Consider the following 16,869-nt stretch of genomic DNA (forward strand, 5'->3'; position numbering starts at 1 on the left):
GGTTCTACAGGTCGTGGCCGGAATAGGAGCAGTTGAACGATTTGTTGCAGAGCGGGAAATCGGCGACGATGTTGCCTTCGATCGCCGCTTCCAGCAGTGGCCACTGGAACCATGAGGGGTCGCGCAGGTGGCAGCGCTCGATCAGGCCGTCCTCGCCGATGCGCAGCCAGACCAGGATGTCGCCGCGAAAACCCTCGACCACCGCCATGCCCTCGCGCGGCTCTTTCGGTGCGGCGACTTCGACGAGGGTCGGGCCGGCGGGCAGCCGCCCGAGAATCTGCTCGACCAGCGACAGGCTTTGCTCGACCTCTCGCACGCGGATCCAGACGCGCGCGTTGACGTCGCCCTCCTGCAGCACCGGCACATCGAACGTAAGTTGGTCATAGGGCGCATAGGCAAGATCGCGCCGCGCGTCGAAATCGCGGCCCGAGGCGCGCCCGACATAGCCGCCGGCGGCATATTGCCGGGCAAGCTCGCCCTTGAGCCGGCCGGTCGCCACCGTGCGGTCCTGCAGCGAGGCCGTGTTGTCGTAGAGCTCGACCAGATGCGGGAAGCGCCGCCTGATCTCCGCGACCAGCGATCGGATGGCATCCGCCCCCGCCTCGTTCAGGTCGCTTGCAGTGCCGCCGGGCAGGATGCGGTCGCGCATCAGGCGGTGGCCGAAGGCCGCATCGGCGGCGCGCAGCACCCGTTCGCGCAGCACGCCGCAATGCGCGTGCATGATCGCGAAGGCGGCGTCGTTGCAGATGGCGCCGATGTCGCCGAGGTGGTTGGCAAGGCGCTCCAGCTCGGCCATCAGCGCCCGCAGCCAGATCGCGCGCGGCGGCGGCGCGACGCCGAGCGCCGCCTCTACCGCCCGGGCGAAGGCCAGCGAATAGGCGACGGTGCTGTCGCCTGAGGTCCGGCCCGCGAGTTTCGCGGCTTGATTGATTGATGCGCCCTGCATCAACCCTTCGATGCCCTTGTGCACATAGCCCAGCCGCTCCTCCAGCCGCACCACCGTTTCGCCGCCAGCCGTGAAGCGGAAATGCCCCGGCTCGATGATGCCGGCATGCACCGGCCCAACAGGAATCTGGTGGAGGCCGTCGCCCTCGGCCGTCAGGAACCGGTAGGACGACGCGGCCGCCGGCCCGCCGGGCCGCGCCGCCAGCGGATGTGAGACGCCCCATTGGCCGTGGTCGAGCCAGCGCCGGCTGTCGGGCGGGCCTTGCGGCGCCAGCCCGAACAGGTCCGCCGCGGCGCGTTCCAGCCGCAAGGCCGGGGGGTGATATTGGCCGACCGACGGATAGCGACCGCCGCGGCAATCCATGCTGATCACGCCGATGGTCTGCGCCTCGTCGAGAAGCGCCATGTGCACTTTGTCCGGCTCCCCCCACAGGCCGAGCAGGCTCCAGCGGCCGGCGGCGAGCTGCTCGACGGCGAGGTTCCAGGCCTTCGGGGCGACGACGGCGCGCCGCCAGGGCGCGTGATGCTCCACCTGGCGGTCGGCCTCGATGAGATCGGCGAATGCGGGCATGTTTTTTCTGGTCATGCGCCTACCCCAGGATACCGGCGACGTGCTGGAACCACGCCACCAGCGGCGCCGGCAGATAGATGCCGGCGGCAAACACCAGAGCGAGATGCGAATACATCGGCACATAGGACGCCTCGACCGGCGCCATGCCACCGCGCGGCTCGCCGAAGGCGACGCCGGTCAGCCGCAGCAACAGTGCCCCGAAGGCGATGAGCAGCCCGAACACCAGCGGGATCGCCAGCCAAGGATGCCTGGCGAAAGTCGAGCTGACGACCAGGAACTCGCTCATGAAGATGCCGAGCGGCGGCAGGCCGGCGATGGCCACGACGCCGATGACCAGCGCCCAGCCAAGCCCGGGATGGCTTTCGGTCAGACCCCTGATCTCAGAGATCTTCTGCGTGCCCTTGACCTGCGCGATATGGCCGACGGCGAAGAAAATAGCCGATTTGGTCAGGCTGTGCATGACCATGTGCAGCAGGCCGGCGAAGTTGGCGAGCGGACCGCCCATGCCGAAGGCGAAGACGATGATGCCCATATGCTCGATCGAGGAATAGGCGAACAGGCGTTTGATGTCGCGGCGGCGGTAGAGCATGAAGGCCGCGAAGATCAGCGAGGTCAGCCCCATCGTGACCATCAGCGGCCCGGGCCCGATCGCCTGCGGGCTCGCCGCGAGCAGAAGCTTGAAGCGCAGCACGGCGTAGAGCGCGACGTTGAGCAGCAGGCCCGACAGCACCGCCGAGATCGGCGTCGGGCCCTCGGCATGCGCGTCGGGCAGCCAGGCATGCAGCGGCGCGAGCCCGACCTTGGTGCCGTAGCCGAGCAGCAGGAAGATGAAGGCGACGCTGAGCAGCGCGGGATCGAAATGCGCCGCCTTTTCGATCAGCACCGACCAGACCATGGCGTTGGTGCCCTCGCCGACGACCGGCTGCGCGGCCATGTAGACGAGGATTGTGCCGAAGAGAGCGAGCGCGATGCCGACGCTGCCGAGGATGAAATATTTCCATGCCGCTTCCAGCGCCTCATGCGTCCGGTAGATGCCGACCATCAGCACGGTGGTCAGCGTGGCAAGCTCCACCGCGACCCACATCAGGCCGATATTGTTCGACACGAAGGCCAGGTTCATGCCGAACATCATGATCTGGTACATGGCGTGGTAGAAGCGCAGGTTCGGCGCCGTCAGCCGGCCGGTTTCCAGCTCATGCGCGATGTAGGACGCGCTGAACACGCTGGTGGTGAAGCCGACGAATGTGTTGAGCACGATGAAGACGATGTTGAGGTCGTCGACCAGCAGATATTGTCCCGGCGCCGGCCGGTCGGTGACGAACAGCGACAGCGCCGCGAGCAAGGTGAGCAGGCTGGCGATGACGTTCACGAGGGCCGTCATCTTGTAGTTCGGCATTGCCGCCAGGATAGCCGCGGCGCCCGCTGGGATGAAAAGGATCGCGGCCACGGCGTCGAAGGAAAACCCGCTCACCGGCGTTCTCCCCGGTAGTCGTCGAGCGCGCCGATATCGACCGAATCGAACCGTTCGCGGATGCGGAACAGGAAGACGCCGATGACGATGAAGGCGATCAGGATCGAGAAGGCGACGCTGATCTCGACGACCAGCGGCATGCCCTTGGCGCCGGTGGCGGCCAGCACCAGGCCATTCTCCAGCGACATGAAGCCGACGACCTGGCTGACGGCGTTGCGCCTGGTGACCATCACCAGCAGGCCCAGCAGGATGATCGACAGCGCGAAGGCGAGGTCCTCGCGGGCGAGCGGGTCGGCCTCGGGCGTCACCCGAAGCATCAGCACCATGGAGAGCGTCACCAGCCCGATCCCGGCAAGCATGGTCGGGCCGATGCCGACCGCGGTCTCGATGTCGCGGTGGATGCCGAGCCTCTGGATGATGCGATGCAGCCCGACGGGAATGACGATCGCCTTGAAGACCAGCGCAATTGCCGCGGTGATGTAGAGATGATGTGCATCCTGGATATAAGCCTGCCAGGCCACCGAAAGCGCAAGCACGACGGCATGCAGCGCAAAGACGTTGATCAGCGCGAACAGGCGGTCCTGGTAGAGCATCATGAAGGAGATCAGCACCAGGCTGCCGGCGAGCAGATGGGCGATGTCGAAGGTGAGACCGTTCATCACAGGCTCCGCGAGACGAACAGCAAAAGCGTGCCGAGCAGCGCCAGCATCAGCGCCGCGCCCAGGAAGTCCGGCACGCGGAAGACACGCATCTTGGCGACCGCGGTCTCGAACACGGCAAGCAGGATGGCAAGCACGGCGAGCTTGCAGAGATAGGCGGCGGCGCCGATGGCCAGTGCTTTCGGCCCCGCGCTTGCGCCGGCCAGCCCCCAGGGCAGGAAGACGCAGGCGATCAGCGACATGTAGAGCAGCAGCTTGAGGAAGGTGGCGAGCTCGATCATCGCCAGATGGCGGCCGGAATATTCCAGGATCATCGCCTCATGCACCATGGTGAGCTCCAGATGCGTGGCCGGATTGTCCACCGGTATGCGCGCATTCTCGGCGATCGCCACCATAACCAAGGCGATCAGCGACATGCCGAGCGATACCCGCAATCCGACTTCAGGTGAGCCCATGAAGGCGGCGACCGTCGAGAGCTGCGTGGCGCCGGCCAGCAGCGCCAGGCTGAACACGATGAGCAGCATCGCCGGTTCGGCGAGCGACGCGATCATCACCTCGCGGCTGGCGCCGAGGCCGCCGAAGCTGGTGCCGACATCCATCCCGGCCAGCGCCTGGAAGAAGCGCGCGCTGCCAAGCAGCGCCACGATGACGATGAGGTCGGCGGTCCAGCTGAATTCGAGGCCGGTGGCGAATGTCGGGACGAGCGCGGCTGCGACCCAGGTGGCGGCAAAGATGAGGTAGGGCGTCACGCGGAACAGCCAGGACGCATTGTCCGCCAGCACGACCTCCTTGCGCATCAGCCTGACGAGGTCGCGATAGGGCTGGATCAGCGAAGGCCCCTGCCGCCTGACCAGCCTCGCCTTCACCTTGCGCACAAAGCCGATCAGAAGCGGCGACAGCAGAAGCACGACCAGCATCTGCGCGCCCTGCACGGCCAGCTCAAAGATCACGGCCATAGCGCGAGCACCAGAAGCAGGATGACGAGGTAGAGGAAGACCAGCGTCAGGTAGCGGCGGATGGTCAGGAACTGCAGGTGGTTCAGCCGCTCGGTGGCGAAATCGATCGCGCCGGTGATCGGCTGATAGAAGATCTCCCAGGCCACATCATGCATCTCCACCTTGAGTCGCGCCGGCTCGAGGGCGCCTGGAGCCGGCATGTCCACCATCTCGCGCGAGCGGAAGGCGAAGCCGCCGAAGACGCGGCGAATGGGCTGCGCGAAGCTGACGGCCGTGTATTGCGCGGCCGGCACCGCGTCCGGGAAGCCGCATCCCCATGCGATGCCCCGGCGCAGCGCATGCGAGGCGAAGCGGTGAATGAAGAAGGCCGCGAGCGACGCCGAGATGGTGATGAAGACGAACACCAGCAGGCCGTTATAGGAGCTGCGGCTTTCGGCGATCGGCACGATCGACAGCCAGGGCTGCGCCATCTGGACCGGCATGCGCTCGCCGACGAGCGGAAGCGTCACAGTCGACAGGCTATCGATGACGAAGCCTGGCAGGATGCCGGCGAGCAGGCAGAAGGCCGCAAGCACGGCCATCGCCGCCAGTGACCAGCGATCGACTTCGCGCGCGCGTTCCACCGCCGCCGACCGCGCCCGGCCAAGGAAGGTGATGCCGAATGCCTTGACGAAGCAGGCCGCGGCCAGGGCCGCCGACAGCGCCAGCATGCCGCCGACCGCGGGCACGATCACCTTCAGACCCCATTGCGGCAGCTCGGGGCTACGCAATATGGCCTGGAAGACCAGCCATTCGGAGGCAAAGCCGTTGAAGGGCGGCAGCGCCGAGATCGAGACGCAGCCGATCAGGAAGACGAAGCTGGTGACCGGCAGGCGATGGATGAGGCCGCCGAGCTTTTCCATATCGCGTTCGCCGGTTGCCGAGAGCACGGCGCCGGCGCCGAAGAACAGCAGGCTCTTGAAGAAGGAATGGTTGAGCACATGGAAGAGCGCCGCGGTGAAGGCCAGCGCGGCCGCCGACGCCATGCCGTTCGCCTTGAAGGCCAGCGCAAGGCCGAGGCTGGCGAAGATGACGCCGATATTCTCGATGGTCGAATAGGCAAGCAGCCGTTTGAGGTCCTTTTCCATCAGCGCGTGCAGGATGCCCAGCACCGCCGTCACGCCGCCGATGAGAAGCACCGCCACGCCCGACCACCATGCTGGCTCGCCAAGCAGGTCGAACACCACGCGGACGAAGCCATAGATGGCGACCTTCGTCATGATGCCGCTCATCAGCGCCGAGACGTGGCTGGGCGCTGCCGGATGGGCAAGCGGCAGCCAGGCATGCAGCGGCACGAGGCCGGCCTTGGAGCCGGCGCCAAGCAGCATGAGCACCAGCACCGCGCCGGCGGCGAACCGATCGGGATGCGCCGTCCGCATCGCGTCGAACGCATAGGTTCCCGCCGGCCCGGCCAGCAGGCCGAAGGCAAGCAGCAGCGCCATCGTGCCGAAGCTTGCCATCACCAGGTAGATGTAGCCGGCCCGCCGGTTGGCCTCATCGCGGTGATGCGCCATGACCAGCGCCCAGGAGGCGAGCGACATGAATTCCCAGGACAACAGGAAGCTGAAGGCGTCGTTGGCCAGCACCACGAGGTTCATGCCGGCGAGGAAGGCGGGATAGAACGGCAGAACCCGATGCGGCTGGGATTCATGCCGGCCATAGCCGAGACCGTAGAGGCTGGTGATCGTGCCGCCCAAATTGACGACGACGAGAAAGAACGCCGACAGGCCGTCGAGGCGGAACCGGGCGCCGGTCCAGGGCAGGCCGAGCGGCAAGGTGGCGGAGGCCTCGCCGGGGTTGCCGGCGAGATGGCTGGCGGCAGTCGCGAGCAGCACGGCTGAAATGGCAAGCGTCGCGCCATAGACCAGCCGAGTCGCGGCGGCGAGCCGGCTGGCGGCCGCGGCCAATATGGCTGTTGCCAGAAGCGCGGCAGGACCGCACAACAGGAGGGCGACAGTCGAATTCACGGCATGCTCCCGCCCGGCTCGGCGTCGTCGCCAACGGTTCCGGACGCCTTGGCGGGATCGAAGCCGGCCTTCAGCCGAACGCCGCGACCGCCGCCTTGGCTGGCCGCGCCTTCGCCGATCAGTTCGATGCCGGCCCCCTCGAGCGCCGCGATCAGCTTCATCAGCGAATCGACATTGCCCCGGATGATCGAGCCGCTGGCTTCCATGCGCTGGATTGTCGGCAGCGACAGGCCGGACCACTCGGCAAGCCGCCGTTGATCGATGCCGAGCAGCGATCTTGCTGCGCGCAATTGCGGAGCGGTTATCACCGGCGACTCTCTTGTTCAGTTCTGAGATATGAGGTCTCGGTGCTGCAGCCTACATTAAAATGTCTTATCGTCAAGGATTGACGTTTAAAACATCGATGTTGATGGTGCTGAAGTTGTCGGTCGGTTAATGAGCGTTTGCCGGCGGGAGATCGATTCGAAGGCGCAAACGCGGCCCGGAGCCGGTTACTCTTGTTCGCTGAGGACCAAGAGGACGTCGGCCTCCGCGATGCAGTAAGGGGCGTGGCGGAAATCGCGGATTTGGACGACTTCTTCGCCGCGCCATTCGATCAGCATGAAGCCGCGCGGCGCTCCGCCCGCCTGCGGGTTTCGGATCAGGATCGCAGGCCGGGCCTCTACGAAGCCGAGCGACAACGCCCAATCGCCGAGCCGCTCGTAATTGCCGAAATAGGTCGAGGCTTCCTTCTTGCCGTTGAGGCGGGTGCGGTTGACGACGTCGACCTGGACGTCCTCGGCGATCAGCGCCCTGACCCCGTCGAAATCGCGCGCGTTGAACAGGTCGATGTAGCGGCGCAGCCGGCGCTCCTCTTCCGGTTCGAGTTTTGGCATCGCGACGTCGGCCGGCGCCGAAGCCAGCGCCTTCAACTCAGCCCGGCCGCGATGCAGTGCCGCCTTGGTGGCGGCAAGTGTCGCGCCCGTCACCTCGCAGGTCTCATGCAAGGTGAGGCCAAGCACGTCGACCAGGATCACGGCACTGCGCTGCGCCGGCGTAAGCCGCATGAAGCTGCGCAGGCTTGCCGCCGCCGCGAGCCGAATCTCCGCGTTGGCGGAGATATCCTCAATTCCGGTCATGTCGGCTTCGGTCATGCGCGAGCGCTCCCGCTGGCGGCGGCGCAGGTGATCCTGCGCCGCATTGTGGGCGATGCGGAACAGCCACTGCTCCGGTCGTTCGACCAGGGCGCCGCCGTCATGGGCGGCGAGCGCCTTCACCACCGCCTCCTGCACGATGTCCTCGCCCTCGATCGACGAGCCGGCCATACGCGCGGCGTAGCGGTGCAGTTTCGGGCGCAGGCCGACGAGCATGGCTTCAAGTTCCGCACGGCCGAACCCTGCCAAGCTCATCGTCCTCTTTCTCGCCTCGCCGATGCCAAGGTCAGGCGGGCGCGGCCTCATCGGCCCTGGCCAGCATACGATAATTGCCGACGATCTTCGCCGGCGACCTCACCAGCGGCGTCGAACGCCGCCCGGCGTGATCGGCGCCAAACAGCTTGAACGTGTCGAGTTCGGTCAGTGCCGAGCTGTCCTTGTCATAGCCGACAAGATGGACGAATTCGCCATTATCGAGTTCGAGCACCAGATAGCGTACGGATTGCGGCTGCGCTTCGTCCAGCGCCTCGAACACTTTTTCCACCAGCGCCCGGTTTTCGGCGATGCCGGCTTCCTTCACGCCGTAACGGATGAGATTATAGGTCATGGTCGTCTCCTGTTTGCGGGTCTGCATGAGGAAGACGTTCCATGGGCTCGAAAGGATTCTCAGGCTGGGCTCTATCTTTTGATCGCCTCCGGCGATCAGCCGGTTCAGCCGGGCGCGCCGATCATGGAGGCGATCGTGTCGTCGCTGGCCGATTGCGGCTGCATCCGGCCGCTGGCCAGCTCGATCGACAGTTTGCACAGGGCTGCGTTGACCGGCGTCGCCATGCCGTGCAGCCGCCCGAGCAGCACGATCTCGCCGTTGAGGAAGTCGGTTTCGAGGGAGCCCGTCCCGCGCACGATGCTCTGCAGCGTCGACGACCCGACTCGCGTCCGGCCGGGAATGGCGGTTATGGTCAGTTCCTCGCGGGCCATGGCGTCGGTTTGGTCCCACGCGATTCCGGCGGCGGTCAGCACCGCCTCCGCCTCGGCGAGCGCCCGAGCATACCATTTCCGCTGAAGCTCGGCGTCCTCGAGCGCAGCGTCAATGATGTTGCGAAGATTGGCCAGCAGCTTGCGGTATTTGCTCTCCATCACATTGTCCCTGGCTTCGGCGATGAAGCCGGACGCGCTGAGTATCCGGCACAGTTTCTCGACGGTGCTGTCGGTTCCGGAAGGATAGCGGCCGATGTCGAAGGCCCCGATCTTGGGCGCGAAATAGGCCGCGACCTCGCCGGGCGTGTCGTAGTCCGCCGGCAGCATCACTGTCGCGCCATAGACATTGGCGAAGAAGCGCAGGGCCAGCGCCTCGTTGGCGACGCCGTTCTGGAAGCAGAACACCGGCTGCTCGGCCAAGCCGGCGGCGTTGAGCCGTTGCAGCGCGCCGAGCGTATCTGGCGTCTTCATCGTCAGCAGCACGACATCGTTCGGCTCGAAGGAAATCTCCGACGGGTCGGCGTGGACAGGAAAGTGCGCGGTCCTGGTGCCTTGCGGGGTGGAAAGCGACAGCCCCGAGGCGCGGATGGCGTCGAGCTGCCTGCCGCGGGCGATGCCGAGGACCGTATGGCCGGAAAAACTCAGCTGGGCCGCGATGGCGCCGCCGATCGCGCCGATGCCATAGACGATGATACGCATGCTCTTCCCGCTGATTGGAGTTCGGTCGACAACGATTGACCGGAAAAGCCTACAGCGTTGTCGCTGAACCGGCGATCACCCGCATCCTCCGTTCACGCAATCGTGGCCGCCGCCGCCCGTCCCGCGTTGCGGCCGGAGAAGATGCAGCCGCCGAGGAAGGTGCCTTCCAGCGCCGCATAGCCATGCAGGCCGCCGCCGCCGAAGCCGGCCACTTCGCCCACCGCATAGAGGCCCGGCACCGGCTGTCCAGTGGCATCGAGCACCCGGCTGTCGAGGTCGGTCTCGAGCCCGCCCAGCGTCTTGCGGGTGAGGATGTTGAGGCGCACCGCAATCAGCGGGCCGTTCGCCGGGTCGAGCATCTTGTGCGGCCTGGCCGTGCGGATCAGCTTGTCGCCGAGATAGGTGCGCGCGCCGCGCAGTGCCGTGATCTGCGCGTCCTTGGAGAAGGGGTTGTCGAGCTGCATGTCGCGGGCGCGGATCTCGCGCTCGACCTGGGCGACGTCCAGCAGCGGCTCGCCGCCGGCCAGCGTGTTCATGCGCGCCACCAGATTCGAAAGATCGGCCTCGACGATAAAATCCTCGCCCTTTTCCATGAAGGCTTTCACCGGGCCGGGAATGCCAGAGGTCGCGCGGCCCAGCACCTGCCGCCAGCTTTTTCCCGTCAGGTCAGGATTCTGCTCGGAGCCCGAGAGCGCGAACTCCTTCTGGATGATTTTCTTGGTCAGGATGAACCAGGAATAGTCGAAGCCGGTACCCATGATGTGGCTGAGCGTGGCGAGCGTGTCGAAGCCCGGATAGAGCGGCACCGGCAGGCGTTTGCCGCGCGCGTCGAGCCAGAGCGAGGACGGGCCGGGCAGGATGCGGATGGCGTGCTCGGACCAGATCGGCGCCCAGTTCTTGATGCCCTCGACATAGTGCCACATGCGGTCGCGGTTGATGATCCTTCCGCCCGCGGCCTCGGTGATCGCCAGCATGCGCCCGTCGACATGGTCCGGCACGCCGGTGATCATGCGCTTGGGCGGCGTGCCCAGGCGCTCAGGCCAATTCCTGCGCACCAGCTCGTGATTGCCGCCGATGCCGCCGGAAGCGACGATCACCGCCTGCGCGCTAAGCTCGAATTCTCCGGCCACGGCGCGCGAGCTCTTATGTCCGCGCTCGACACTGCTCGGTTCCAGCACGTCGCCGCGCACGCCGGTCACGGTGTTGCCGGTACGGACGATCTCGTTGACGCGGTGGCGGAATTTGAACTGGACCAGCCCGCGCTTCTGCGCCTCGCGCACACGCAGTACGAAAGGTTCGAGCACGCCGGGTCCGGTACCCCAGGTGATGTGGAAGCGCGGCACCGAATTGCCGTGGCCGACCGCGTTGCCGCCGCCGCGTTCGGCCCAGCCGACGACGGGGAAGAATTTTAAGCCCCTCTCGATCAGCCAGGAACGCTTCTCGCCGGCGGCGAAGCCGACATAGGCCTCGGCCCATTTGCGCGGCCAGAAATCCTCCGGACGGTCGAAGGCGGCCGAGCCCATCCAGTCCTCGAGCGCGAGGTCGTGCGAATCGCGGATGCGCATGCGCCGCTGCTCCGGCGAATCGACCAGGAACAATCCGCCGAAGGACCAGAAGGCCTGGCCGCCCAGCGACTGCTCCGGCTCCTGGTCGACGATGATGATTTTCTTGCCGGCGTCGGTCAGCTCGGCGGCGGCGACCAGGCCGGCCAGCCCCGCGCCGACAATGATCACGTCCGCGTCAGCCATTTTTCCTCCCGAATTAGCCGGCGAATTTATCGCGTTCAGACGGTTTCCCAGCCGTCCTTTTCGCCGGCGCGGAAGATGGCGTCGATGACTTTCTGGTTGAGCACCGATTCCTCCAGCGTGAAGACGCGGTCCTTGCCGCCCTGTGCCGCCCGCACGAAGGCCTCGCATTCCAGCCGGTATTGCTGCGTGCCGGGGAAGCGGAACACCTGCGCCTCGGTATGGTTCTGGTTGTGCAATTCGATGCGGTGGTGCTCGTAGAGCCCGGCATTGAACGGGCCGAAGACCTCGATGAAGCCTTTCTCGCCGTGGAACACCATCACCTGGCGCGCCGCCATTTGCGTCGACAGATAGAAGGACAATTCGAAGTCGCCGAAATCGGCGCGGATCGAGGAATAGATGTCGGTGCCGAAGGTCTTGTCGCGCTTGATCGTCGCCTGCACGCGGATCGGCTCCTTGCCGGTCGAGAAGCGCGTCGACACCGTCGGATAGACGCCGATATCGGGCAGCGCGCCGCCGCCCAGATCGAGCTTGTTGCGCATGTTGTTGGGGTCGACATTGTAGTAGGAGAACGCGCCCTGCACGTGGCGCAGCCGGCCGATGGCACCGCCGGCGATGAGATCGCGCACCTTGATCCATTGCGGGTGGTAGACGACCATGAAGGCCTCGCAGACCAGCACCTTCTTCTGGTCGCGCAGCTTGATCAGTGGCGGGATGTCCTTGGCGTCGAGCGCCAGAGGTTTTTCCACCAGCACGTGCTTCCCGGCTTCGATTGCTTTGGCCGTCCATTCGACATGCTGCGAGGTCGGCAGCGGAATGTAGACGCCGTCGACATCCGGCGAGGCAAGCAGCTCCTCATAGGAGCCGAAGGCATGGCGCGCGCCGAAACGCTCGCCCAGCGCCTTGGCCTTCGACAGGTCGCGGCTGGCGATCGCCGACAGGATGCCGTTCTCCGAATCCACGATTGCCGGCAAAAGCTGCTCGCGGCCGATCTTGGCCGTCGACAGAACACCCCATCGGAACATCACGCTTCTCCATGTCGGTTTACAGGCGACGAGGTTTGCCCGAAATCGACGGAAAAGCCAATGAGAGACGCGGCGCACCTTCCTCGCCCCACGCAGTGGGGAGAGGTGGCCCGGCGAAGCCGGGACGGAGAGGGGCCTTCGTAGGGTGCTGACTTCAGAGTGGTCACCACAGCACAATTCTGCGAAGGCTCTGCCGTCGCATAGGGCGTCCCCCGCTCCGTCTCGGGCTTCGCCCGAGCCACCTCTCCCCCGCGTTGCGGGGGCGAGGAAATGGCGCTCAGCCCCTTCTCCCCGTCAGCGTCATGTCGAAGTCGACGACATTGGAATAGAGCGGCGTGCCGACATCCATGCCGTAGCGCGACCTGAGCACCTTGCCGGTGACGTGGAATTTGATCGTGCCGGATTTCAGCCCGCCGAGCTCGGCGGTGAACTTTTCCGGGAACGTCTTGCCGCGCGCCGTCAGCCGGCCGGTAACGACCGCCGTCGTGTCGCCGGTGCGGGTCACGCTGGTCGAGCGGAACTGGATTTCCGGATTGTTGGCGGCGTCGAAGACTGCGTCGGAGCGCAGGAACGCGTCGATGCGGCCCTGCCCGGTGCCGACGCTCTCGGGATAGATGGTGAGGTCGACCTTGGAGCGGCCGACATCGCCATTGTCGATACGGATCGTGCCCTTGAAACGGCCGAAAGCGCCGTCGAAACCGCCACCGCCGGCCTTGCCGATGGTGAAGCGGATCGAGGAGCCCGACGGGCTGATCGTGTAGCTGCCGGCGGCGTCGCTGAGCGCCACCGCGGCAACGGCAGGCACGGCGAGGCAAGCGGCAAAAGCCGCCAATCCGAGGATGCGCGCGTTCATGGTTTTTTCCTTCCGCAGATACGCATTTTCTGCGTTCTCGCCCCACCAACGAATGATGGCGCGGTTCTATTCCCCGCCTGACGAAGGTGTGATCATGCGCGTCAGCACGTTGTCGCGCAGCAGGAAATGATGGCGCAGCGCCGCCGCGATATGCAGCGCCACCAGCGCGATGCCGGCATAAGCGAGATACCAATGCGCGGACGTCCAAAAGCTCTCCGAAGCGTCGGATTCGGCCAAGGGCAGGTTGGGCATCACGAACAGGTTGAAGGGCATGGTTGGGATTTCCAGCGTCGACACCGAGACCAGCGCCCAGCCGGAGAGCGGCAGCGCGATCTGGAAGGCATAGAGCGCGAAATGCGCCAACGGCGCGGTTCTGCGCTCCAGCGTGCCGACCGAGGCCGGCAATGCGGGCGCCGCGTTGCCGAGCCGCCAGGCGATGCGCAGGATGATCAGGCCAAGCAGCAGGAAGCCGAAGGATTTGTGCAGCTGGATCAGCTCGAAGGACGTCCGCTGGCTTGTCGTTCGCACCATGACATAGCCGAGCGCGAACTGGCCGATGAAGATGACGCCGATCAGCCAGTGCAGGACTATCATCGCCCAGCCATAGCGGGTAGGGGTGTTGGTGAGGGATGTCTGCATGGCCGAAGAACGCCGCCGAGATCAGCTTTCTTCCGAACTATCCTATGCCTCGTCCCCGAGACAATTCCAGAAGCCGGCGCCGCCCCTCATTGCCCTGCCGGGCATTTCTCCCCGTGAACGGGGAGAAAGGGGCTGGCCGCGACGCTGGCGTTCTTTCTTGCCGCGTTGGCGATTGGCGAAACCGCCGGCGACATCTTCCTTCTCCCCGTTCAACGGGGAGAAGATGCCGGCAGGCAGATGAGGGGCAGCGCCGACGTTGACAAGTTCGCCTTTCACCTTGAACCGGCGACCTTGTCCGTGCCTACCCGCTCACCTTGAAGAAATCCACGAACGCCCTCAGCGCCGGCCGCATCTGCCGGCGGCTGGGATAATAAACGAAGAAACCCTCGAAAGTCGGGCACCAATCCTCCAGCACGCGGATCAGCCGTCCGTCGGCAAGTGCCGCGCGGACATAAGGCTCGAAGACGAAGGCAAGGCCGGCGCCGTCGACCGCCGCCTGGGCGATCAGGTGGTCTTCGTCGAGGATCAGCGGCCCTTGCGCGGCGATCTCGATTTCCTCGCCGTCCTTCTCGAATTCCCAGCGGTAGAGGATGCCGCTGGAGAAGCGGAAGCGGATGCAGCAGTGGTCGGCGAGGTCGCGCGGATGGCGCGGTTTCGGCATCGTCGCGAAATAGGATGGCGCGGCGACCACCGCGCCGCGAAGATCGGGGCCGATGCGTACCGCAATCATGTCGCGCTGCAGGCTTTCGCCGAGCCGCACGCCGGCGTCGAAGCCGCCTTCGACCACATCGGTGAAGCGATCCTCGATGACGATCTCCAGCACGATGTCGGGATAGGCTGTGGCGAAGGCGCCGAGCCTGGGCGTGAGCGTCAGGTGGGCGGCCGTGCGTGGCACGGTGAGCCGCAGATTGCCCGCCGGCCGGTCGCGCGCCTCGACCGCCGTCTCCAGCGCCAGGTCAATCTCGGACAGCGCCGGGCGCAGCCGCTCAAGCAGCTGTGCGCCTTCTTCGGTCGGCGCGACGCTGCGCGTGCTGCGCGCCAGAAGCCGCACGCCGAGCCGCGCTTCCAGGCTCGACACCGCGTGGCTCACGGCCGAGGGCGCTATGCCGAGCTCGCGTGCGGCGCCGCGAAAGCTGGCGCATTGGGCGACCGTGGCAAGCACGGCGAGCTGAGAGAGGTTGGCGCGGTTCATTGATCTATGTTTTAGAACAAGCCGTGCAAATGAGAACCGATTATCGAACGGACCGCAAGGCCTTATTTCCTGCCCATCGCAACAAGGAGATGCGCCATGCAAACCCGCAAACTCGGAACTGAACTCGAAGTCTTCCCCGTCGGCCTTGGCTGCATGGGCATGAGCTTCGCCTATGGCGGCCAGCCGGAGGCGGAGGCCATCGCCACGCTGCGCCGCGCCGTCGAAATCGGCGTGACCTTCTTCGACACCGCCGAAGTCTATGGTCCGTTCGAGAACGAAATCCTGCTCGGCAAGGCGCTGAAGCCGGTGCGCGACAAGGTCACCATCGCCACCAAATTCGGCTTCAAGATTTCCGAGCACGGCTCGGGCACCGACCGCATCATAGGCGTCGACAGCCGCCCCGAGCACGTCAAGGCGGTGGCGGAAGCTTCGCTGAAGCGGCTCGATACCGACGTCATCGACCTCTATTACCAGCACCGTGTCGACCCGAACGTGCCGATCGAGGACACGGTCGGCGCCATGGCCGAGCTGGTGCGCGAGGGCAAGGTGAGGGCGCTGGGCCTGTCGGAGGTGAGCGGCGCGACGTTGCGGCGGGCGCATGCCGTGCACCCGATCGCCGCGGTGCAAAGCGAATATTCGCTGTGGAGCCGCGATCCGGAGGACGAGGTCTTCGCCGTCTGCCGCGAGCTGGGCATCGGTTTCGTCCCCTACAGCCCGCTCGGCCGCGGCCTGCTCACCGGCACGATTGCCAAGCCCGACGTGCTCGGCGCCGGCGACTGGCGCCTCACCTTGCCGCGCTTCCAGGCCGAGGCGATGGCAGCCAACAACGCCGTCGTCGCGATGCTGGAGAAGACGGCGGCCGAGAAGGGCGTGACCCCGGCGCAGCTGGCGCTCGCCTGGGTCCTGCACCAGGGCGATTTTATTGTTCCCATCCCCGGCGCGCGGAAGATCCGCCACCTGGAGCAGAACACGGCGGCTGCGGGGATTGAGCTGAGCGCGGCGGAAATCGCGGCGATCGGCGATGCGTTGTCGCCGGATAAGGTGGTCGGCAAGCGCTATACGGAGGAACTGCTGGCGCTGGTGAATGGGTAGGCAATCACCGCGGAGGTGAGTCCGAGAGGCGCTGCGGCGCCTCTCTTGCATGTCACACGAATTAAAAGACGCGAGAGGTAGGCGCGAGGCCCCCCTCTCTGGCCTGCCGGCCATCTCCCCCTCAAGGGGGGAGATCAGATGTCGCATCTGCTTTCGCCAATCACCAGCGTTGCAAGGGGAGCGCCGTCATCGAAACTGCCAATCTCCCCCCTTGAGGGGGAGATGCTCGGCGGGGCAGAGGGGGTGCCTCGCGCCGACTATCTTATCTCTGCACCCCTACCACGGCACCACTTCAATCTCCGGCCAGCACTCCCTGGCCCGCTTCCCCTTCGCCTCATGCGTCCGCTGATTATCCAGCGCCCTGTTCGGCGTGATGCGAAACGAAAAGACGTCATCCAGCCCAAACGGCGCCACCAACTCCAACGCCCCGTCAGCACCGAACCGCACCCCAACCGCATGCGTCTTCGACGCAAAATAGCTGATGGATTCGCTCGAACTCGCGTATCTCGGACATTCCTGCCCGAATTTTTGCGGATACCACAGATGCACCCGCGCCTGGTTACGCACCTCGACCGGTAGCGGCAGCCCCTCGAAATGCCGTGCCGCCCGGCGGATCACCGCATCCTCGGCCTCGTAGGAAAGGTCGGCGTCGTCGAAATAGAACAGGTCGACATCCTTGATGCCGTAGCCCGGTGGCTTGCCGGTGAGATGGTTCCAGACGCTGTTATAGAGCGCGCCGGAAACCACCAGCCAGTCCGGCAAGGCAAGTTCTCGCACCCGCGCCAGCGTCTCTGCCAACAGCGGGTCAGCCGCGACGATCCTTAGGAACGCCGCGCGCTGATCTTCGAAGGGCAGGCCGGAATAGCGGAGATGGCTCATCGCCCTTTGGAGGGCGATTCGCCACC

16 protein-coding genes are annotated in these 16,869 nt (G+C 65.7%); 1 reads left to right on the forward strand and 15 read right to left on the reverse strand.

The window, feature by feature from the left end; translation table 11 throughout:
• Positions 1 to 4 precede the first annotated feature (4 nt).
• The 14 genes from EN852_RS22885 to EN852_RS22955 form a co-directional block, all read right to left on the reverse strand.
• On the reverse strand, positions 5 to 1,516 hold the full coding sequence (locus EN852_RS22885; protein WP_127877409.1) for an NADH-quinone oxidoreductase subunit C: 1,512 nt from the start codon (positions 1,514 to 1,516) through the stop codon (positions 5 to 7).
• 19 nt (positions 1,517 to 1,535) lie between these two features.
• Positions 1,536 to 2,987 carry a hydrogenase 4 subunit F gene (locus EN852_RS22890; RefSeq protein ID WP_127866307.1) on the reverse strand — a complete coding sequence of 484 codons (1,452 nt, stop codon included), beginning with the start codon at positions 2,985 to 2,987 and terminating at the stop codon, positions 1,536 to 1,538.
• The gene (locus EN852_RS22895) at positions 2,984 to 3,646 is read right to left on the reverse strand and encodes a hydrogenase-4 component E (protein ID WP_095819077.1); all 663 of its coding nucleotides are present in this window, start codon (positions 3,644 to 3,646) and stop codon (positions 2,984 to 2,986) included. Before EN852_RS22895 ends, EN852_RS22890 begins: the two co-directional genes overlap by 4 nt.
• Positions 3,646 to 4,602, reverse strand: coding sequence for an NADH-quinone oxidoreductase subunit H (locus EN852_RS22900; RefSeq protein WP_127877236.1), 957 nt, complete (start codon positions 4,600 to 4,602; stop codon positions 3,646 to 3,648). Before EN852_RS22900 ends, EN852_RS22895 begins: the two co-directional genes overlap by 1 nt.
• Entirely contained in the window at positions 4,593 to 6,608 is a 2,016-nt protein-coding gene (hyfB, locus tag EN852_RS22905; RefSeq protein WP_127877238.1) for a hydrogenase 4 subunit B, read from the reverse strand. The genes EN852_RS22900 and hyfB overlap by 10 nt, the downstream gene beginning before the upstream one ends.
• The gene (locus EN852_RS22910) at positions 6,605 to 6,916 is read right to left on the reverse strand and encodes a helix-turn-helix transcriptional regulator (RefSeq protein ID WP_127866310.1); all 312 of its coding nucleotides are present in this window, start codon (positions 6,914 to 6,916) and stop codon (positions 6,605 to 6,607) included. Before EN852_RS22910 ends, hyfB begins: the two co-directional genes overlap by 4 nt.
• A gap of 183 nt (positions 6,917 to 7,099) precedes the next feature.
• Positions 7,100 to 7,996 (reverse strand): RNA polymerase sigma factor, encoded by an 897-nt coding sequence (locus EN852_RS22915; protein WP_127877240.1) that lies wholly within the window; start codon positions 7,994 to 7,996, stop codon positions 7,100 to 7,102.
• 31 nt (positions 7,997 to 8,027) lie between these two features.
• Positions 8,028 to 8,348 carry a hypothetical protein gene (locus EN852_RS22920; protein ID WP_246694354.1) on the reverse strand — a complete coding sequence of 107 codons (321 nt, stop codon included), beginning with the start codon at positions 8,346 to 8,348 and terminating at the stop codon, positions 8,028 to 8,030.
• A 104-nt stretch (positions 8,349 to 8,452) separates the two neighbouring features.
• Positions 8,453 to 9,418 (reverse strand): 2-dehydropantoate 2-reductase N-terminal domain-containing protein, encoded by a 966-nt coding sequence (locus tag EN852_RS22925; RefSeq protein WP_127877242.1) that lies wholly within the window; start codon positions 9,416 to 9,418, stop codon positions 8,453 to 8,455.
• A 92-nt stretch (positions 9,419 to 9,510) separates the two neighbouring features.
• Positions 9,511 to 11,166, reverse strand: coding sequence for an FAD-binding dehydrogenase (locus tag EN852_RS22930; RefSeq protein ID WP_127877244.1), 1,656 nt, complete (start codon positions 11,164 to 11,166; stop codon positions 9,511 to 9,513).
• A gap of 35 nt (positions 11,167 to 11,201) precedes the next feature.
• A complete protein-coding gene (locus tag EN852_RS22935) occupies positions 11,202 to 12,188 on the reverse strand; it encodes a Gfo/Idh/MocA family oxidoreductase (protein WP_127877246.1) in 987 nt (328 codons plus the stop codon).
• A 277-nt stretch (positions 12,189 to 12,465) separates the two neighbouring features.
• Positions 12,466 to 13,041, reverse strand: a complete 576-nt coding sequence (locus EN852_RS22940) for a YceI family protein (protein ID WP_127866315.1) — start codon at positions 13,039 to 13,041, stop codon at positions 12,466 to 12,468.
• Positions 13,042 to 13,107: 66 nt separating this feature from the next.
• The gene (locus EN852_RS22945) at positions 13,108 to 13,680 is read right to left on the reverse strand and encodes a cytochrome b (protein WP_127877248.1); all 573 of its coding nucleotides are present in this window, start codon (positions 13,678 to 13,680) and stop codon (positions 13,108 to 13,110) included.
• 301 nt (positions 13,681 to 13,981) lie between these two features.
• Complete coding sequence (locus EN852_RS22955) at positions 13,982 to 14,872, reverse strand: LysR family transcriptional regulator (RefSeq protein ID WP_127877252.1); 891 nt, start codon at positions 14,870 to 14,872, stop codon at positions 13,982 to 13,984.
• Between the two features lie 96 nt (positions 14,873 to 14,968).
• Between EN852_RS22955 and EN852_RS22960 the strand changes: the two genes are divergently transcribed.
• Positions 14,969 to 15,964, forward strand: a complete 996-nt coding sequence (locus tag EN852_RS22960; RefSeq protein ID WP_127877254.1) for an aldo/keto reductase — start codon at positions 14,969 to 14,971, stop codon at positions 15,962 to 15,964.
• Positions 15,965 to 16,240: 276 nt separating this feature from the next.
• Here EN852_RS22960 and EN852_RS22970 read toward each other — a convergent pair whose 3' ends face one another.
• Positions 16,241 to 16,843 (reverse strand): nucleotidyltransferase family protein, encoded by a 603-nt coding sequence (locus EN852_RS22970; protein WP_127877256.1) that lies wholly within the window; start codon positions 16,841 to 16,843, stop codon positions 16,241 to 16,243.
• Between the last annotated feature and the right edge of the window lie 26 nt (positions 16,844 to 16,869).

The organism is Mesorhizobium sp. M2E.F.Ca.ET.209.01.1.1 (assembly GCF_004010375.2).
Classification (GTDB): domain Bacteria; phylum Pseudomonadota; class Alphaproteobacteria; order Rhizobiales; family Rhizobiaceae; genus Mesorhizobium.

What these genes read in the sequence shown, in the direction of transcription:
- EN852_RS22885 (WP_127877409.1), bottom strand. Translation starts at nt 1,516, where the DNA reads ATGCCCGCATTCGCCGATCTCATCGAGGCCGACCGCCAGGTGGAGCAT.
- EN852_RS22895 (WP_095819077.1), bottom strand. Translation starts at nt 3,646, where the DNA reads ATGAACGGTCTCACCTTCGACATCGCCCATCTGCTCGCCGGCAGCCTG.
- EN852_RS22900 (WP_127877236.1), bottom strand. Translation starts at nt 4,602, where the DNA reads ATGGCCGTGATCTTTGAGCTGGCCGTGCAGGGCGCGCAGATGCTGGTC.
- EN852_RS22915 (WP_127877240.1), bottom strand. Translation starts at nt 7,996, where the DNA reads ATGAGCTTGGCAGGGTTCGGCCGTGCGGAACTTGAAGCCATGCTCGTC.
- EN852_RS22920 (WP_246694354.1), bottom strand. Translation starts at nt 8,348, where the DNA reads ATGACCTATAATCTCATCCGTTACGGCGTGAAGGAAGCCGGCATCGCC.
- EN852_RS22925 (WP_127877242.1), bottom strand. Translation starts at nt 9,418, where the DNA reads ATGCGTATCATCGTCTATGGCATCGGCGCGATCGGCGGCGCCATCGCG.
- EN852_RS22930 (WP_127877244.1), bottom strand. Translation starts at nt 11,166, where the DNA reads ATGGCTGACGCGGACGTGATCATTGTCGGCGCGGGGCTGGCCGGCCTG.
- EN852_RS22935 (WP_127877246.1), bottom strand. Translation starts at nt 12,188, where the DNA reads ATGTTCCGATGGGGTGTTCTGTCGACGGCCAAGATCGGCCGCGAGCAG.
- EN852_RS22940 (WP_127866315.1), bottom strand. Translation starts at nt 13,041, where the DNA reads ATGAACGCGCGCATCCTCGGATTGGCGGCTTTTGCCGCTTGCCTCGCC.
- EN852_RS22945 (WP_127877248.1), bottom strand. Translation starts at nt 13,680, where the DNA reads ATGCAGACATCCCTCACCAACACCCCTACCCGCTATGGCTGGGCGATG.
- EN852_RS22955 (WP_127877252.1), bottom strand. Translation starts at nt 14,872, where the DNA reads ATGAACCGCGCCAACCTCTCTCAGCTCGCCGTGCTTGCCACGGTCGCC.
- EN852_RS22960 (WP_127877254.1), top strand. Translation starts at nt 14,969, where the DNA reads ATGCAAACCCGCAAACTCGGAACTGAACTCGAAGTCTTCCCCGTCGGC.
- EN852_RS22970 (WP_127877256.1), bottom strand. Translation starts at nt 16,843, where the DNA reads ATGAGCCATCTCCGCTATTCCGGCCTGCCCTTCGAAGATCAGCGCGCG.